This window comes from Phytohabitans rumicis, assembly GCF_011764445.1.
Taxonomy (GTDB): domain Bacteria; phylum Actinomycetota; class Actinomycetes; order Mycobacteriales; family Micromonosporaceae; genus Phytohabitans; species Phytohabitans rumicis.
The window spans coordinates 4,745,313-4,762,383 of record NZ_BLPG01000001.1; the positions used below are offsets into that span (position 1 = coordinate 4,745,313).

General features: G+C 71.2%; 15 protein-coding genes and 1 pseudogene. 10 read left to right on the forward strand and 6 right to left on the reverse strand.

The features are described 5' to 3' along the window. Window positions 1-74 precede the first annotated feature (74 nt). The 4 genes and pseudogenes from Prum_RS21345 (at window position 75) to Prum_RS21360 (ending at window position 4,317) form a co-directional block, all read left to right on the forward strand. Window positions 75-983, forward strand: a complete 909-nt coding sequence (locus Prum_RS21345) for a septum formation family protein (protein WP_173078134.1) — start codon at window positions 75-77, stop codon at window positions 981-983. 53 nt (window positions 984-1,036) lie between these two features. Then, window positions 1,037-2,667, forward strand: a pseudogene (locus Prum_RS21350) (L-aspartate oxidase). Beyond that, window positions 2,664-3,539 (forward strand): carboxylating nicotinate-nucleotide diphosphorylase, encoded by an 876-nt coding sequence (gene nadC / locus Prum_RS21355; protein ID WP_173078135.1) that lies wholly within the window; start codon window positions 2,664-2,666, stop codon window positions 3,537-3,539. The pseudogene Prum_RS21350 and the gene nadC overlap by 4 nt, the downstream one beginning before the upstream one ends. A gap of 10 nt (window positions 3,540-3,549) precedes the next feature. After that, a complete protein-coding gene (locus tag Prum_RS21360; protein WP_173078136.1) occupies window positions 3,550-4,317 on the forward strand; it encodes a type III pantothenate kinase in 768 nt (255 codons plus the stop codon). Here the strand turns inward: Prum_RS21360 and Prum_RS21365 are convergent. After that, complete coding sequence (locus Prum_RS21365; RefSeq protein WP_173078137.1) at window positions 4,290-5,024, reverse strand: class I SAM-dependent methyltransferase; 735 nt, start codon at window positions 5,022-5,024, stop codon at window positions 4,290-4,292. The two genes, Prum_RS21360 and Prum_RS21365, sit on opposite strands and share 28 nt — an antisense overlap. 106 nt (window positions 5,025-5,130) lie before the next feature. On the opposite strand from Prum_RS21365, the gene lysS reads away from it, so the two are divergent. From lysS to Prum_RS21380, 3 genes are all read left to right on the forward strand, one after another. After that, complete coding sequence (gene lysS / locus Prum_RS21370) at window positions 5,131-6,585, forward strand: lysine--tRNA ligase (protein WP_173083990.1); 1,455 nt, start codon at window positions 5,131-5,133, stop codon at window positions 6,583-6,585. 89 nt (window positions 6,586-6,674) lie between these two features. After that, a complete protein-coding gene (locus Prum_RS21375; RefSeq protein WP_173078138.1) occupies window positions 6,675-7,025 on the forward strand; it encodes a histone-like nucleoid-structuring protein Lsr2 in 351 nt (116 codons plus the stop codon). Window positions 7,026-7,341: 316 nt separating this feature from the next. Then, complete coding sequence (locus Prum_RS21380; RefSeq protein WP_173078139.1) at window positions 7,342-9,867, forward strand: ATP-dependent Clp protease ATP-binding subunit; 2,526 nt, start codon at window positions 7,342-7,344, stop codon at window positions 9,865-9,867. 65 nt (window positions 9,868-9,932) lie between these two features. Here the strand turns inward: Prum_RS21380 and Prum_RS21385 are convergent, their stop codons facing one another. After that, on the reverse strand, window positions 9,933-10,811 hold the full coding sequence (locus Prum_RS21385) for an iron-sulfur binding domain-containing protein (protein ID WP_173078140.1): 879 nt from the start codon (window positions 10,809-10,811) through the stop codon (window positions 9,933-9,935). Between the two features lie 47 nt (window positions 10,812-10,858). Here Prum_RS21385 and Prum_RS21390 point away from each other — a divergent pair, with 47 nt between their 5' ends. The 3 genes from Prum_RS21390 to Prum_RS21400 all read left to right on the forward strand — a co-directional run bounded on the left by Prum_RS21390 (window position 10,859) and on the right by Prum_RS21400 (window position 12,648). Beyond that, a complete protein-coding gene (locus Prum_RS21390) occupies window positions 10,859-11,371 on the forward strand; it encodes a glycine cleavage system transcriptional repressor (RefSeq protein ID WP_173078141.1) in 513 nt (170 codons plus the stop codon). Beyond that, window positions 11,368-11,916 carry a peptide deformylase gene (locus tag Prum_RS21395; protein WP_173078142.1) on the forward strand — a complete coding sequence of 183 codons (549 nt, stop codon included), beginning with the start codon at window positions 11,368-11,370 and terminating at the stop codon, window positions 11,914-11,916. Before Prum_RS21390 ends, Prum_RS21395 begins: the two co-directional genes overlap by 4 nt. A gap of 138 nt (window positions 11,917-12,054) precedes the next feature. Continuing rightward, window positions 12,055-12,648, forward strand: a complete 594-nt coding sequence (locus Prum_RS21400; RefSeq protein WP_425571473.1) for a RodZ family helix-turn-helix domain-containing protein — start codon at window positions 12,055-12,057, stop codon at window positions 12,646-12,648. A gap of 2 nt (window positions 12,649-12,650) precedes the next feature. Here Prum_RS21400 and disA read toward each other — a convergent pair whose 3' ends face one another. The 4 genes from disA to Prum_RS21420 form a co-directional block, all read right to left on the reverse strand. Beyond that, a complete protein-coding gene (gene disA, locus Prum_RS21405) occupies window positions 12,651-13,850 on the reverse strand; it encodes a DNA integrity scanning diadenylate cyclase DisA (protein ID WP_173078144.1) in 1,200 nt (399 codons plus the stop codon). 122 nt (window positions 13,851-13,972) lie between these two features. Next, window positions 13,973-15,415, reverse strand: a complete 1,443-nt coding sequence (gene radA, locus Prum_RS21410; protein ID WP_173078145.1) for a DNA repair protein RadA — start codon at window positions 15,413-15,415, stop codon at window positions 13,973-13,975. 49 nt (window positions 15,416-15,464) lie between these two features. Further along, a complete protein-coding gene (locus tag Prum_RS21415; protein ID WP_173078146.1) occupies window positions 15,465-15,884 on the reverse strand; it encodes a copper chaperone PCu(A)C domain-containing protein in 420 nt (139 codons plus the stop codon). 314 nt (window positions 15,885-16,198) lie between these two features. Then, the gene (locus tag Prum_RS21420) at window positions 16,199-17,035 is read right to left on the reverse strand and encodes a UbiA family prenyltransferase (RefSeq protein ID WP_173078147.1); all 837 of its coding nucleotides are present in this window, start codon (window positions 17,033-17,035) and stop codon (window positions 16,199-16,201) included. Window positions 17,036-17,071: the final 36 nt, after the last annotated feature.

Here is a 17,071-nt window from a genome sequence, read left to right on the forward strand (position 1 = left end):
CGTTAGGAGGGCAACCGGATAGGTGACGTATGCTCGGCCGTCCGGACTGGCTGTGCCCTTGGGGAGGACGCACGATGCGACGGTGGATTGCCGCCATGGCTCTTGGCGGCGCGGCGGCTCTCGCGCTATCCGGCTGTGGAAATCCCGCCGGCGTCGACGGCGACCTGACCGACGACTGGACGGCGGTGGCGGAGCCCAAGTCGTTCGTCCCGCCGGCCGAGGTGTGCTACTCGGCCGACTACGCCGAGACCGCGTACCTGTCTTCGTTCAGCCCGGTCGACTGCGCCAGCAGCCACCGCCTGGAGACCGTCTTCGTCGGTGAGTTCAGCGGCGCGGCCGCGAGCCGTACGACGCCGCCGGCCAAGGGCTCGGCCGAGGTCCGCACCGCCTACGCCGAGTGCGACGCCAAGACCAAGGAGTACGTCGGCAGCGACTGGCGCAACGGCCGGCTCTGGCTCGGCGTGGTGGTGCCGTCGCCGCAGGCGTGGACGGGCGGCGCCCGCTGGTTCCGGTGCGACGTCACCGAGGTGGCCAACGTGGAGGACAACGGCGACACCTCGAGCCGCACCGGCAGCATCCGGGACGTGCTGAAGGCCGCCTCGCCGCTGTCGCTCACCTGCTACTCGGTGAAGCTGGCCAAGGACAGCAGCATCGACACCATGCCGGCGGCCGCCTGCAACAAGGCGCACAACAGCGAGTTCGCCGGCGTGTGGAACGCGCCCGACACGACGTACCCGTCGAAGAGCGCCGAGTGGGACCGGTTCCACAACGAGTGCCGCAAGGTGATCGCGAAGTTCGCGGGCGTGCCCAACGACGGCAACCTCAAGTACCGCACCGGCGTCGTCTCCCTACCGGGCAGCGAGGCGGAGTGGAAGGACGGCAACCGGGGCGTGCGCTGCTACCTGTGGCTGAGCGAGCGCACGGTCAACCGCTCGATGAAGGGCGCCGGCACCAACGGCCTTCCCATCCAGTACGAGGACTGAGGGCGGCACCACAGTCCGGCGACCGGACGGCCGCGCGGTGGTTGACTGGTCGGATGGATGTTGCATTCCCCGCGCTGCCGCGACGGCTCGGGGCAGCGGAGCCGGGCTGGGCCGAGACGACCGACGTGGTGGTGGTCGGCTCCGGCATCGCGGGGCTCACCGCCGCCCTGCACCTGCGCGAAGCCGGCCTGCACGTGACGGTCGTCACGAAGGTCAACATCGATGACGGCTCGACCCGGTGGGCGCAGGGTGGCATCGCGGCCGTACTCGATCCGCTGGACACGCCGGCGGCGCACGCGTCCGACACGGCGATCGCCGGGGTCGGCCTGTGCGACCCGGCTGCGGTCGCCGTCCTGGTCGAGGAGGGGCCGACCCGGGTACGCGAGCTGATCCGGATCGGCGCGGAGTTCGACCGCAACCCGGACGGCTCCCTGATGCTGACCCGGGAGGGCGGGCACCGGGCCAACCGGATCGTGCACGCGGGCGGCGACGCGACCGGTGCCGAGGTGCAGCGGGCCCTGCACGCGGCGGTGCGCCGCGACCCGTGGATCCGCCTGGTGGAGCACGCGCTCGTGCTGGACCTGCTCCAGGCGGCGGACGGCCGGGCCTGCGGGATCACGCTGCACGTCCTCGGCGAGGGCAGCGAGGACGGCGTCGGCGCGATCTTGAGCCGGGCGGTCGTCCTCGCGACCGGCGGCATGGGCCAGGTGTTCTCGGCCACCACGAACCCGCCGGTGTCGACCGGCGACGGGGTGGCCCTGGCGATGCGCGCCGGGGCGGCGGTGACCGACGTGGAGTTCGTGCAGTTCCACCCGACGTCGTTCGTCGGCGGCTCCCTGCACGAAGTACAGCGGCCACTCATCTCGGAGGCGCTGCGGGGCGAGGGCGCCCACCTCGTGGACGGTGACGGCAAGCGGTTCATGGTCGGGCAGCACGAGCTGGCCGAGCTGGCCCCGCGCGACGTCGTCGCCAAGGGCATCCACCGGGTCATGCTGGCCACCGGCGACGACCACGTCTACCTGGACGCCCGGCACCTGCCCGACATGCCGCACCGCTTCCCGACCATCACCGCCGCCTGCCTCGCGGCCGGCGTCGACCCGACCGTCGACCTCATCCCGGTCGCCCCGGCCGCGCACTACGCGTCCGGCGGCGTCCGCACGGACCTGCACGGCCGCAGTTCCATCCCGCAGCTGTACGCCTGCGGCGAGGTGGCCTGCACGGGCGTACATGGCGCCAACCGGCTGGCCAGCAACTCGCTGCTGGAGGGGCTGGTGTTCGCCCGGCGCATCGCCGAGGACATCGCCCGCGACCTGCCACCCCAGGCGGATCCGGTGTCCACATCGGCCGGTGGCGGCTGGGTGGTCGACGAGCAGGTGCGCACCCCGCTGCAGGGCGCGATGACGCGCGGGGCGGGCGTGCTGCGCTCGGCCGGCTCGCTCGCCGAGGCCGCGACCGCGTTGACCGCGCTGGGCGGCACCCGGGGGCTCCCCGCACGGCGAGCTGGGAGGCCACCAACCTGATGACCGTCGCCGCCGCCCTGGTCGCCGCCGCGTACGCCCGGCAGGAGACCCGCGGCTGCCACTGGCGGGAGGACTTTCCGCTCGCCGACGAGCGGTGGCTCGGCCACCTCCTCGGCGGGATCGGGCCGGACGGCATGGTCACCGAGGCGTGGGAGCACCTATGAACGCGGACATCGTTGTGGCGTTGACCGGGGCCGGGCTCGACCCGGTCGAGGTGGAGCGGATCGTGCGTACCGCCCTCGACGAGGACCTCGGGCCGTCCCGGCTCGACGTCACGAGCGTGGCGACGATCCCGGACGACCAGGCGGACACCGCCGACCTGGTGGCGCGCGCCGACGGGGTCTTGGCGGGCTTGGCGGTCGCCGCCGCGGTCTTCGATCAGGTGTCTCCGCGTACCAAATGGAAGGACAAGGCCCGGGACGGCGAGCGCGTGGCGCGCGGAGACGTGCTGGCCACGGTGACCGGCCCGACCCGAGCCCTGCTCACCGCGGAGCGCACCGCGCTCAACCTGCTGTGCCGGATGTCCGGCGTCGCGACCCACACGCGGGCCTGGGCCGACGCGCTCGCCGGCAGCAAGACCACCGTGCTGGACACCCGCAAGACCACGCCGGGCCTGCGGATCCTGGAGAAGTACGCGGTCCGGGCCGGCGGCGGCACCAACAAGCGCATGGGCCTGTACGACGTCGCCATGATCAAGGACAACCACAAGCTGGCGGCCGGCGGGCTGACGGCCGCGTACCGGCGGGTGCGGGAGAGCTTCCCCGACGTGGCGGTGCAGGTCGAGGTCACCACCGTGGCCGAGGCGGTGGAGTCGGTCGAGGCCGGCGCGACGTTCCTGCTCTGCGACAACATGTCGCCGGCGCTGCTGCGCGAGGTGGTCGCGGCGGTCGGCGACCGTGCGGAGCTGGAGGCGACCGGCGGGTTGACCTTGGAGGTGGCGCCGGAGTACGCGGCGACGGGCGTTGACTACCTGTCGGTAGGTGCCCTGACACACTCCTCGCCTATCTTGGATATCGCCCTGGACCTGCGCCCATAAGAGGTAGCGCGTGCTGCTCTGCATCGACATCGGCAACACCAACACGGTGCTCGCGACCTTCGACGGCGAGAAGCTGATCCACTCTTGGCGGATCAAGACGGACGCCCGGTCCACGGCCGACGAGCTGGGGCTGAAGCTGCGCGGGCTGCTGGCCGGCGACGCGGTGGAGATCACCGGAGTGGCGGCCTGCTCGACCGTGCCGGCGGCGCTGCGGTCGCTGCGCACCATGCTGGCCCGGTACTACGGCGAAACGCCGAGCGTGATCGTCGAGCCGGGGGTGAAGACCGGCGTGCAGCTCGCGATCGACAACCCCAAGGAGGTCGGCTCCGACCGGGTGGTCAACACGCTGGCCGCGTACACCATCTACGGGGGGCCGTCGATCGTGGTCGACTTCGGCACCACCACGAACTTCGACGTGATCAGCGCGCGCGGTGAGTTCCTCGGCGGCGCGTTCGCGCCCGGGATCGAGATCTCGTTCGACGCGCTGGCGGCGCGGGCCGCGCAGCTGCGCAAGGTGGAGCCCACCCGGCCTCGCTCGGTGATCGGCAAGAACACGGTGGAGTGCCTGCAGTCCGGCATGTACTTCGGCTTCGCCGGGCAGGTCGACCGGATCGTGGAGCGGATGGCCGAGGAGCTGGGGCCGCTGCGCGCGGTGATCGCCACCGGCGGGCTGGCCCCGGTCGTGATCGGCGAGTGCCGCACGATCACCCACCACGAGCCGATGATCACGCTGATCGGCCTGCGGATGGTCTACGAGCGCAACACCCCGGCCCTGTAGACGAGCACCCGGTACGGCACCTCGAACGTCTCCCGCCCGGCCAGGTCGGGGTGCGTGGCGGTGAGGTCCCGCACCCCCGCGTCGATCTCGGCTTGGCGCTCCGGCGGCGCGGTGAGGTGGTACGAGCGGGTCGCCACCATGGCGAGCAGGCTGTCCGGGGTGTGCACCGTCCGGTGCGCGAACTCCGCGTACTCGACCGGGCCGAAGATCGAGTCGGGCAGGGCCAGCGAGGGCGCCGGGTCGAACCGGTCGTGGGTGATCCGGCTCAGCTCGGCGACCCAGGGCTCGCGGTCGTCGCGGTGGTTCCAGATGGCCGCGAAGTGCCCACCCGGCCGCAGCAGCCGGGCGATCTCCGGGTGCGCCCGGTCCTGGTCGAACCAGTGGTACGCCTGCCCGGCCACCACCGCGTCCGCGTCCGCGTCGGGCAGCGGCACCGCCTCGGCGAAGCCGGCGACCGCCGCCGTTGCCTCGGTGGCGGCGGCGAGCTGGGCCCGCATGCCCGGATCCGGCTCCACGGGTACGACCTCGTAGCCCGCGGCGAGCAGGACGCGGGTCAGCTTGCCCGTACCGGCGCCGAGGTCGATCACCCGGCGGGGCGGCGGTCCGCCGACCGCCCAGCGCACCGCCTCGGCCGGGTAGGTGGGGCGGAACCGGTCGTACGCCGCCGCAGCGGCTCCGAAGGAAAGCGCCTGCGTCTGGTCGGCCACGGTGGGAAGGTTAGTACCCTCGTGACGAATCCTTCTCTTAGAAAGCTGTGCCGTGACTGAGTCGACCCCCGCCGCCGTTGACCCCGCCGAGGACCTCCCCGAGCAGATGCGGGTACGCCGGTCAAAGCGGGACCGGATGCTCGCTGACGGGGTGGAGCCGTACCCCCTGGGCTTCCCCCGTACGACCTCGCTCGCCCAATTGCGGGAGGCGTACGCCGAGCTGGCCACCGACACCGCCACGGGCGACAAGGTGGCGGTCACCGGCCGAGTGATCTTCATTCGCAACAGCGGCAAGCTGTGTTTCGCGACACTCCGCGACGGCGACGGCACCGAGTTGCAGGCGATGCTCTCCCTGGACAAGGTGGGCGCCGAGCGGCTGGAGGACTGGAAGCGCCTGGTCGACCTCGGCGACCTCGTCGGGGTCGAGGGTGAGGTGATCACCAGCCGCCGGGGCGAGCTGTCCGTGCTGGCCGACTCCTGGACGATGACCGCCAAGGCGCTGCGCCCGCTGCCGGTGGCCCACCGGCCGCTGAGCGAGGAGGCCCGGGTCCGCCAGCGGTACGTCGATCTGATCGTCCGGCCGCAGGCTCGCGACACGGTCCGTACGCGCTCCCGGGTGGTGCGCAGCCTCCGCGACTCCCTTCATGGGCGGGACTATCTGGAGGTCGAGACCCCGATGCTCCAGTTGCTGCACGGCGGTGCGGCGGCTCGACCTTTCGTAACTCACAGCAATGCGCTCGATACCGATCTGTATCTGCGAATCGCACCAGAGCTATTCCTGAAGCGCTGTGTGGTTGGTGGGATCGAGCGGGTCTTCGAGATCAACCGCAACTTCCGGAATGAGGGAGTTGACTCTTCGCACTCTCCCGAGTTTGCGATGCTCGAGGTGTACCGCGCCTACGGTGACTACAACACGATGGCCAGCCTGACCCGGGAACTGGTACAGGAGGCTGCGCAAGCGACCTTTGGGTCCAATGTTGTTACGCACGCCGACGGCACCGAGTACGACCTAGGCGGTCAGTGGCGCTCCGTGACCCTCTACGGCGCACTTTCCGAGGCGCTCGGTGAGGAGGTAACGGTGCGTACAGACATGGCGCGGCTGGTCCAGTACGCCGAGAAGCACAATCTGCCCGTGTCGCCCAAGTGGGGGCCTGGCAAACTCGCCGAGGAACTCTTCGAGGAGCTCGTCGTTGCAAACCTCACGGCGCCCACGTTCGTGCGGGACTACCCCGAGGAGACCTCGCCGCTGACACGTGGCCACCGGGAAGAGTCCGGCCTGACCGAGAAGTGGGACCTCTACATCTTCGGCTTCGAGCTGGCCACCGCGTACTCGGAGCTGGTCGACCCCGTTGTGCAGCGGGAACGCCTCGTCAAGCAGGCCCAGTTGGCGGCGAAGGGTGACGACGAGGCGATGCGCTTGGACGAAGACTTCCTCCGGGCCATGGAGTACGGAATGCCGCCGTCCGGCGGGATGGGAATGGGAATCGACCGGCTCCTGATGGCGCTCACCGGCCTCGGTATTCGGGAAACCATCCTCTTCCCGCTGGTTCGACCTGAGTGATTTCTTCGATCCTATTGACGGCTGGAGCGTCTTCCAAGCTATTGTTCTCTTGTTTGCGGGAGGGAACCTGCTCGGAAGGATAACGGCCCGTGGCCAAGCAGATCATTCACAAGTTGGTCGACGACCTGGACGGCGGCGACGCCGACGAGACCGTCAAGTTCTCGCTTGACGGCGTTCAGTACGAGATCGACCTGTCCAAGAAGAACGCCGACAAATTGCGTGAGGCTATCGCCCCATACGCGGCTGCCGGCTCAAAGATCGGACGGGGTGGCGTCGTCATCGGCGGTCGCGCAGCCCGGGGGCGTGGCGGCGCCGCAGCTGATCGCGAGCAGAACAAGGCGATCCGCGCTTGGGCGAAGAAGGAAGGCAAGGAGATCTCCGACCGGGGCCGGATCCCACAGGAGATCGTTGACGAGTACCACGCGAAGGCGGGGCGCTGAGCCCTGGCTCCGTGATCGGACCCGGCACGGGCCCGTGGCGCAGCGCGCCGCGGGCCCGCCCGCGTTTTCCACAGCCTGTGGACGGCGGGTCGGGGACGCTGTGGATTTCGCTCTCCGCGTACAGGCCGGGCCCGGGGAACACCCCAACAGCGTGCACAGTTGGGGAAAAGGTCGCGGACGTGGGCTAGTCCGGCACGCAGGGCATCAGCAGAGTCGGTCCGCGGCGATAGAGTAAGGGCACGGGCGTCCCGACGGGGCGTCCCCGGCGCTGGCCCCGCCAAGATCATGGCGCACGGCACGTGAGGAGCACGAGGGCATGTTCGAGCGGTTCACCGACCGAGCGCGACGGGTTGTCGTCCTGGCTCAGGAAGAAGCCCGGATGCTCAACCACAACTACATCGGCACGGAGCACATCCTGCTGGGCCTTATCCATGAGGGTGAGGGCGTGGCGGCGAAGGCCCTGGAGAGTTTGGGTATCTCCTTGGAGGGCGTCCGTCAGCAGGTCGAGGAGATTATCGGCCAGGGTCAGCAGGCGCCGAGCGGGCACATCCCGTTCACGCCGCGGGCCAAGAAGGTGCTGGAGTTGTCGCTGCGCGAGGCGTTGCAGCTCGGGCACAACTACATCGGTACGGAGCACATCCTCCTTGGTCTTATCCGGGAGGGTGAGGGCGTGGCGGCCCAGGTGCTGGTCAAGCTGGGTGCCGACCTCAACCGGGTGCGCCAGCAGGTGATCCAGCTCCTGTCCGGCTACCAGGGCAAGGAGCCGGCCGCGGCCGGTGCGGCGGCGGGCGAGGCCGCGCCGTCGACGTCGCTGGTGCTGGACCAGTTCGGTCGCAACCTGACCCAGGCTGCCCGCGAGGGCAAGCTCGACCCGGTCATCGGGCGGGAAAAGGAAATCGAGCGGGTAATGCAGGTGCTCTCCCGCCGTACCAAGAACAACCCGGTCCTGATCGGTGAGCCCGGCGTCGGCAAGACCGCCGTGGTCGAGGGGCTGTCCCAGCGGATCATCAAGGGCGAGGTGCCCGAGACGCTCAAGGACAAGCAGCTCTACACGCTCGACCTGGGCGCGCTGGTGGCCGGCTCCCGCTACCGCGGTGACTTCGAGGAGCGCCTGAAGAAGGTGCTTAAGGAGATCCGCACCCGGGGCGACATCATCCTGTTCATCGACGAGATTCACACCCTGGTCGGCGCCGGCGCCGCCGAGGGCGCGATCGACGCGGCGAGCATCCTCAAGCCGATGCTGGCCCGCGGCGAGCTGCAGACCATCGGCGCGACGACGCTCGACGAGTACCGCAAGCACCTCGAGAAGGACGCCGCGCTGGAGCGGCGCTTCCAGCCGATCCAGGTGGGTGAGCCCTCGCTGGCGCACACCATTGAGATCCTCAAGGGGTTGCGTGATCGCTACGAGGCGCACCACCGGGTCTCGATCACCGACGCGGCGCTGGTGGCGGCGGCGACCCTTGCCGACCGCTACATCTCGGACCGGTTCCTGCCGGACAAGGCGATCGACCTGATCGACGAGGCCGGTGCCCGGATGCGGATCCGCCGGATGACCGCGCCGCCGGACCTGCGCGACTTCGACGAGCGGATCGCCCAGGTCCGTCGCGACAAGGAGTCCGCGATCGACGCGCAGGACTTCGAGCGGGCCGCGCAGCTGCGGGACAAGGAAAAGCAGCTGTTGGGGCAGAAGGCGCAGCGGGAAAAGGAGTGGAAGGCCGGCGACCTGGACGTCGTGTCCGAAGTGGACGACGAGCAGATCGCTGAGGTCCTGGCGAACTGGACCGGGATCCCGGTGTACAAGCTGACCGAGGAGGAGACGTCCCGGCTGCTGCGGATGGAGGACGAGCTGCACAAGCGGGTCGTCGGCCAGGAAGACGCGGTCAAGGCGGTCTCCAAGGCGATCCGGCGTACCCGGGCCGGTCTGAAGGACCCGAAGCGGCCGTCCGGCTCGTTCATCTTCGCCGGTCCGTCCGGGGTGGGTAAGACCGAGCTGTCCAAGGCGCTGGCGGAGTTCCTGTTCGGTAGCGAGGACGCGCTGATCCAGCTGGACATGTCCGAGTTCCACGACCGGTACACGGTGTCCCGGCTGGTCGGTGCCCCGCCCGGGTACGTCGGTTACGACGAGGGTGGCCAGCTGACCGAGAAGGTGCGCCGGCGGCCGTTCTCGGTGGTCCTGTTCGACGAGATCGAAAAGGCCCACCCGGACGTGTTCAACACCCTGCTGCAGATCCTGGAAGACGGTCGGCTCACCGACGGTCAGGGCCGCATCGTGGACTTCAAGAACACGGTGATCATCCTGACCACCAACCTGGGCACCCGCGACGTGGCCAAGGCCGTGTCGCTGGGCTTCCAGGCGTCGGAGGACTCCGAGTCCAACTACGAGCGGATGAAGCAGAAGGTCAACGACGAGCTCAAGCAGCACTTCCGTCCCGAGTTCCTGAACCGGATCGACGACACCATCGTCTTCCACCAGCTGCTCGAGCCGGAGATCCTGCAGATCGTCGACATCATGATCGCCCGGATCGAGGCGCAGCTCCGCAACAAGGACATGAGCATGGAGCTGACCGACAACGCCAAGAAGTACCTGGCGAAGAAGGGCTTCGACCCCGTTCTCGGTGCCCGGCCGCTGCGCCGCACCATCCAGCGGGACATCGAAGACAACCTGTCCGAGCGGATCCTGTTCAACGAGCTGAAGGCCGGCCAGATCGTGGTCGTCGACTGCGAAGGCAACCCGGATGACATCGACAAGTCGAAGCTCGTCTTCCGGGGCGCCGAAAAGCCGGTAGCTGTCCCCGACGCGGTCCCAGCCGACCTGGGCTCCGCCGCCGAGACGGCCGAGTAAGGGCACGACCAGTCCTTGATCAGGGCGTCCCTCATGCTGTTAGAGCAGCGTGAGGGACGCCCTGATCATTGAGCGGGTAGGGCGTACGAGCGCTCGCCAAACGGCATCACCAGGCCGTCGTCCAGCAGGCTCCGCAGGGCGCGGGCGCGTTGCACGTCGTCCGCCCACACCAGATCCAGCCGCTGCGCCGGCACCGGGCCGTGCGCCTCCCGGAGGACGGCCAGCAGCAGCCCGCGTACCTGCCGGTCGGTGCCCGCGTACTGCTGCGGGCGGCGGCTCGGTCCCTCGGCGGGCGGGTGCCCGTTCGCCCGCCAGGCGCACACCTCGACCACCGGGCACTGCGTGCAGCTGGGCGATCGGGCGGTGCACACCAGCGCGCCCAGCTCCATGAACGCCGCGCTCGCCCGAGCCGCCCGAGCCGGCTCGGCGGGGAGCAACGCCTCGGTGTCCACCAGGTCAGCGGCCGTGGTGCTGGGGCCAGCATCGGCCGCGCCCCGGCTGGCCCGGGCGACGAACCGCCGTACGTTGGTGTCGACTACCGGCTGCCGCTGCCCGTACGCGAAGGCCGCGACCGCCCGAGCCGTGTACGCACCCACGCCCGGCAGCGCCAGCAGCTCGTCCAGATCGGCCGGCACCTGCCCACCGTGCCGCTCCACCACCGCCACCGCGCACTCGCGCAGCCGCAGCGCGCGCCGCGGGTAGCCGAGCCGGCCCCACATCCGGATCGCCTCGGCCGGGGTGTCCGCGGCCAGCGCGGCCGGCACCGGCCAGCGGCTCAGCCATGCGTGGTACGCCGGCAGCACCCGGGACACCGGCGTCTGCTGCAGCATGACCTCGCTGACCAGGATCGCCCACGCGGACGTGCCGGGCTCTCGCCAGGGCAGGTCGCGGGCGTTCTCGTCGTACCACCGGATGGCCGCGTCGGCCAGATTGGTCGTAGGCATGGCGGGTCGATCCTGCCACGCGAACCGGGTCGGGCAGACTTCCACCCGTGAGCGAGCTCGCTATCACCGTGATCGGCCATGACCGGCCCGGCATCGTCGCGGACGTCGCCGAGGCCCTCGCCCGGCTCGGCGCCAACCTGACCGACTCCACCATGACCCGGCTGCGCGGCCACTTCGCGTGGACGCTCGTCTGCACCGGCCCGGGCGCCGCCGAGGTCGAGGCCGAGCTGGCCCCGCTCGCCGCCGGCGGCCAACTGCTGGCGACGGTACGGGAGGTGCGGCCGGAGACCGAGGCGACCGCGGCCGGCGAGCCGTACCTGATGAGCGTCCACGGCGCCGACCGGCTCGGCATCGTGGCCGCGGTCACCCGGGTGCTCGCCGAGGCCGGCGGCAACATCACCGACCTCACCACCCGGCTCAGCGGCCCGCTCTACGTACTCGTCGCCGAGGTCGACCTGCCCCGCGGCGCGGCTGCCGGCGTGTCGGCCCGACTCGCCGAAGTGGCGGCCGGCCTGAACGTCGAGGTGACGCTCCGCCCGGCGGAGACGGATGTGCTGTGAGTGACGCGCTCCAGGACTGGACGCCGGAGGCGCTCGGCGAGGGTGGCGTACGCCCCGTGGTCGCGGCGCCGGACCCGGTGCTGAGCCGGCCCAGCGCCGAGGTCGACCCCACCGACCCCGAGGTGGTACGGCTCGCGGCCGACCTCGTGGCCACGATGCGCGTCTCGCCGGGCTGCGTCGGTCTGGCGGCGCCCCAGGTCGGCGTGGCGGCGCAGCTTTTCGCGGTCGACGTGACGGGGCACCCGAAGGCGGTGACCGTGCACGGCGTGTTCGCCCTGTGCAACGCGAAGATCATCGAGGCCAGCCGGCTGCGTCCGGGCCGGGAGGGCTGCATGTCGGTGCCTGACCTCACCGGTGACGTGAAGCGGGCGAGCCGGCTGGTGGTGGAGGGCACCCTGCCGGGCACCGGCGCGCTGGTACGGCTGTCGACCGACGCGTTCGAGGCGCGTGCGCTGCAACATGAGATCGACCACTGTGCAGGTCTGCTCTTCCTCGACCGGGTGGCCGGGGCGCACGCGATATACCCGCGCAAGGTCTATCTCTGAGCGTGCACAGCGGCGCGTCGGCGGGATCCTTGCGATCCACCCCGTTACCGTGAGGACATCATGCGACTGACGGTTGGCCCCCTTCCATCCGCCGTCTACTGGCGGCGTCGGGCCGTTGTGCTTGGTGCCCTTTTCGTCGTGATTCTGGTCCTTTTCACCACCTGTCGGGGCGAGGGCGGTTCCGGCGCGGCCAAAACCAACGCGACGCCGACGCCCGACGTGACCGCGTCCGTGCTGACCCCGGAGGTCGACCAGTCCACGGCGGCCGAGTCGCCGGCCCCCACCGAGCCGCCGCCCACCTCCGCCCCGGCCACCAGCGCGCCCCCGCAGCAGGCCGACGGGGCCTGCACCAACGCCGAGATCAAGGTCACGGTGGTGCCCGGTCTCACCAATGCCCCGGCCGGGCAGACCATCGTGCTCAAGATACGGTTCAAGAACGAGTCCGACCGCACCTGCCAGCGCGACGTCGGGCCGGACTTCCAGGAGATCTACATCAAGCAGGGCGCGCAGGTCATCTGGTCCTCCGACAAGTGCGGCACGGCCAAGGGCTCCGACCCGCAGTCGTTCACGCCGAACTTCGAGCGCGAATACCGGGCGACCTGGAACGGCAACCAGAGCACCAACTGCTCGAACGGGTCGGCGTCGGGTCGGCCGCCGGCGCCCGGCGAGTACGAGGTCCACGGCCGGCTGGGCACCGACCAAAGCTCAGCGGTGAAGCTCACGCTCACCTAGACCTAGACGTACCGCTCCAGGATCGACGCCTCGGCCAGCCGGGACAGGCCCTCGCGGACCCCGCGGGCCCGTGCGTCGCCCACCCCGTCGACCGCCTGCAGATCCTCGACCGTGGCGCCGAGCAGCCGCTGGAGGCTGCCGAAGTGGCCGACCAGCCGGTCGACCACGGTGCCCGGCAGGCGCGGCACCTTGGCGAGCAGGCGGAAGCCGCGCGGGCTCACCGCCGCGTCGAGCGAGTCGGAGGCGCCCGGGTAGCCGATGGCCTTGGCCACCGCCACCAGGTCGATCAGCTCGGTGGCCGAGAGCAGGTCGAGCTCGACCAGGGCCTCGTCCAGGGTGCGGGCCTTGCGCACGCTGGGCAGGTAGTCGCGGATGACCAGGGTCCGGTCGGCGTCGACGCCGGCCATCAGCTCGTCGAGCTGTAGCGCCAGCAGCCGGCCGTCGGTGCCCAGCTCCACGACGTACCCGGCGATCTCGTCGGCGATCCGGCGGACCATCTCCAGCCGCTGCACCACCGCGACCGCGTCGCGCACGGTCACCAGATCTTCGATCTCCAGGGCGGACAGGGTGCCGGAGACCTCGTCGAGCCGCAGCTTGTAGCGCTCCAGCGTCTGCAGTGCCTGGTTGGCGCGGGACAGGATCGCGGCCGAGTCGTCGAGCACGTGCCGCTGGCCGTTGACGTACAGGCCGATGATCCGCATCGACTGGCTCACCGAGATGACCGGGAAGCCGGTCTGCTTGGCGACGCGCTCCGCCGTACGGTGCCGGGTGCCCGACTCTTCCGATGGGATGGACGGATCGGGCATGAGGTGTACGGCGGCGCGCACGATCCGGGTCCCGTCGCTGGAGAGCACCACCGCCCCGTCCATCTTGCACAGTTCGCGCAGACGGGTCGCGGAGAACTCGACGTCGAGGGGGAAACCGCCCGTGCACAGCGACTCGACCACCTTGTCGTAGCCGAGGACGATCAGCGCGCCGGTGCGCCCGCGCAGGATCCGTTCCAGGCCGTCGCGCAAGGCGGTGCCGGGCGCCATCAGCGCCAGATTGGCGCGCAGGGGGTCACCTCCAAGGGCGGGACCGGTGGCCGGGCCGGGGACGGCGGCCGCTCCGGCGCTGACCGTGCGCGCGGGCGAGCCGACCACGCCCGCGCGACCGGCCAGGCTGGCGGCGGCGGTTCTGTTCGCATCGCGGTCGATCGGCACGGGCAACAGTCTACGGACCGTCATCCGCCCTTTGCTGTTGCGGTTCGGCGGCAGATCCGTAGCGTCACCGCGGCTCACTCGCTGTCACCGACTCGAACTGTCGCCGGCTCGAAGCTGTGTCACTACTCGGCGGAGGCGCGCGCCGCCCACTGCAGCGCGGCGCGCACGTTGCCGACCTCGACCACCCGGATGCTCTTTGCCTTTACGCCGGTGGCCTCGGGGCCGCACCCCGTTGGTACCAGCGCGATCCGGAAGCCAAGCCGGGTCGCCTCGGCCAACCGGCGCGGCACCGCACCTACCCGGCGGACCTCGCCGGTGAGCCCCACCTCACCGATCGCGACGAGATGGGGCGCGATGGCCAGGTCGAGACCGCCGGAGGCGACGGCCAGCGCCACGGCCAGGTCGGCCGCCGGCTCGACGACCCGGATGCCACCGACGGTGGCCGCGAAGACCTCCCGGTCGTGCAGCTTGAGGCCCTCGGTGCGGCGCTGCAGCACGGCGAGCACCATGGCCAACCGCGCGCTGTCCAGACCGGAGACGGTGCGCCGGGGCGACCCCGGCACGGCGGCGCCGATCAGCGCCTGCACCTCGGTGACCAGCGCCCGTCGACCCTCCATCGCCACCGTGACGCAGGTGCCGGGCACCGGCTCGGCGTACCGGGTCAGGAACAGGCCGGACGGGTCGGGCAGGCTGGAGATGCCGCCCTCGTGCATCTCGAAGCAGCCGACCTCGTCGGCCGTGCCGAACCTGTTCTTGACGCCGCGGACCAGGCGGAGCGACGAGTGCTTGTCGCCCTCGAAATGCAGCACGACGTCGACCAGGTGCTCGAGCACCCGGGGCCCGGCGACCTGGCCGTCCTTGGTCACGTGGCCGACCAGCACCGTGGCGATGCCGCGCTCCTTGGCCACCGCCACCAGGGCCGCTGTGACGGCGCGCACCTGGGTCACGCCACCCGGCACGCCCTCGGTGCCGGGCGTCGAGATGGTCTGCACCGAGTCGAGCACCAGCAGGCCCGGCTTGACCGCGTCGAGGTGGCCCAGGACCGCGCCGAGGTCGCTCTCGGCGGCCAGATAGAGCCGCTCGTGCAGCGTGCCCATGCGCTCGGCCCGGAGCCGCACCTGGCTGACCGACTCTTCGCCGCTGACGACCAGCGACGGGCTGCCCGCGCCGGCCGCCCACTGCTGGGCGACGTCGAGCAGCAGCGTGGACTTGCCGACCCCGGGCTCGCCGGCGAGCAGCACCACCGCGCCCGGCACCAGCCCGCCGCCCAGCACCCGGTCGAGCTCGGTCACGCCGGTCGGGCGGGCCTTGGCCGGCGCGGCGCTGATCTCGGCGATCGGTCGGGCCGGCTCCGCCGGCATCCGCGAGCTCACCACCCGCCCGGCCGCCATCGGGCCGGTCACCGTCGACTCGATGACCGAACCCCACTCGCCGCACTCGGGGCAGCGCCCCACCCACTTGGGCGGCTGATGGCCGCAGGCGTCGCACTGGTAGGCCGGGCGCGGCTCGCGGGCAGAGGGGCGCGGGCGCGCGGGCGCCCGCGGAACCGATCTCGACGTCGTCACACCGGCAAGCTACCGAAGGGGTACGACTTTAGGGCGCGCCCGACGCGCCCTAGTGCTCGCCTTCGTCCGTCTCGGCGGATGCGCGTGGCGCCGGGGACAGCGGGGTACCGACCGGCACGTCGAGCTTCAGGGTGCGCCCGTTGCCGAAGTCGAAGGTCAGCTCGACGGTCTCACCCGGCTTCAGCTCCTCGGTGAGGCCGGTCAGGACCAGGTGTTGCTTGGTGCTCTCGCTGAACGCCGCGAAGCTACCGGCCGCGATCTCGATCGACGCCGGCTCCGGAGCCGGCGGGGCCTCCGGCGACGGGGACGGCGCGGGCGAACCGGAGGCGTCCGGCGACGGGGATGCCGACTCGGCGGGGGACGGCGACGGGGAGGGGAGGCCGTCTCGCCGCCGGAGAGGGTCACCGCCTTGGCGTTCGGAGTGGACACCGTCACGGAGACGGTCTCCGAGGTGTCGTTGAAGATCCAAACCTCGAGGGGCGCGTCCGCGCCGACCTGGTAACCCTCGCTGCCGTCGTACGCGACCATCGCGTTGCGGACCGACAGGCTCTGGTTCTGCGCCACGTCAAGCTGACCGTTGGTGCCGGGCACCGCGGGCTTCATCTCCGCGGTCTCGGCGATCTGCCCCGCACCGCACCCCGATGCCAGCAGAGCGGTCGCGGTAGCCACGCCGGCCAGCAGCGTCAACGAGCGCCTCACGACGGTCCCTCCTGATGTCGTCCGTAACCGCGCCCCAGCGTAGTTGCCCGTGATCGCCGGTTTGCGCCGACCCTCGGGCACAGGTCATACCACCGTCCCGCTGGAGATCAGGAGGATGACGTCGATGACGGCGACGACGAGCACGGCCCGGAACACCGCCACCGGGCGGTTTCCCCGGGCGGTGGCCGCGCGGCCGGCGTACCAGCCGATGGGTAGGACCACGGCGGCGGCCGCGACCGCCGCGATGCCCGCCCACGTCGGGCGCCCGGGTGGGCCGAAGACCAGGGTGAACGTGGCCGCCAGCAGCAGAGCGGCGGCGGCCGCCCGGGACCAGGCCGGGCCGATGCGGTGCGGTAGCCCGCGCACGCCGGTACGGACGTCGTCGTCCAGGTCCGGCAGTACGTTGGCGAAGTGGGCGCCGGCGCCGAGCAGCCCGCCGGCCGCGACGATCCACGCGGGCGGGGTGGGCGCCCCGGGCAGGGCCAGCACGACGAAGGCCGGCAGCCCGGCGAACGAGAGCGCGTACGGCAGCACCGAGATCGGCGTGAACTTGAGCGGCCAGTTGTAGAGCAGCGCGCTGACCAGCGCGGCGGTGGCGCACGCGGCGGCGGGCCAGCCGGAGGCGATGGCCAGCAGGGGCGTCGCCACGGCCGCGACCAGGCCCGCCACGCCGACCGTGCGCCGGTCCACCGCGCCGGTGGCCAGCGGCTTGTCGGCGCGCCCCACCGCCGTGTCGCGGTCCGCGTCGAGCCAGTCGTTGGTCCAGCCCACCGCGAGCTGGCTGGCCAGGACGGTGGCGGCGACGAAGGCGACGCCGGCCGGATCGTGCCCGACGCCGATGGCGAGGAGCGCCGCGGCGACGGTCACCGCCAGCCCCGGCTCGGGATGGCTGGCACGCAGGAGTCCCGACAGCGTACGCATAACGGGAAGTCTGGCCGTTACCGGTGAGTCGTGCCA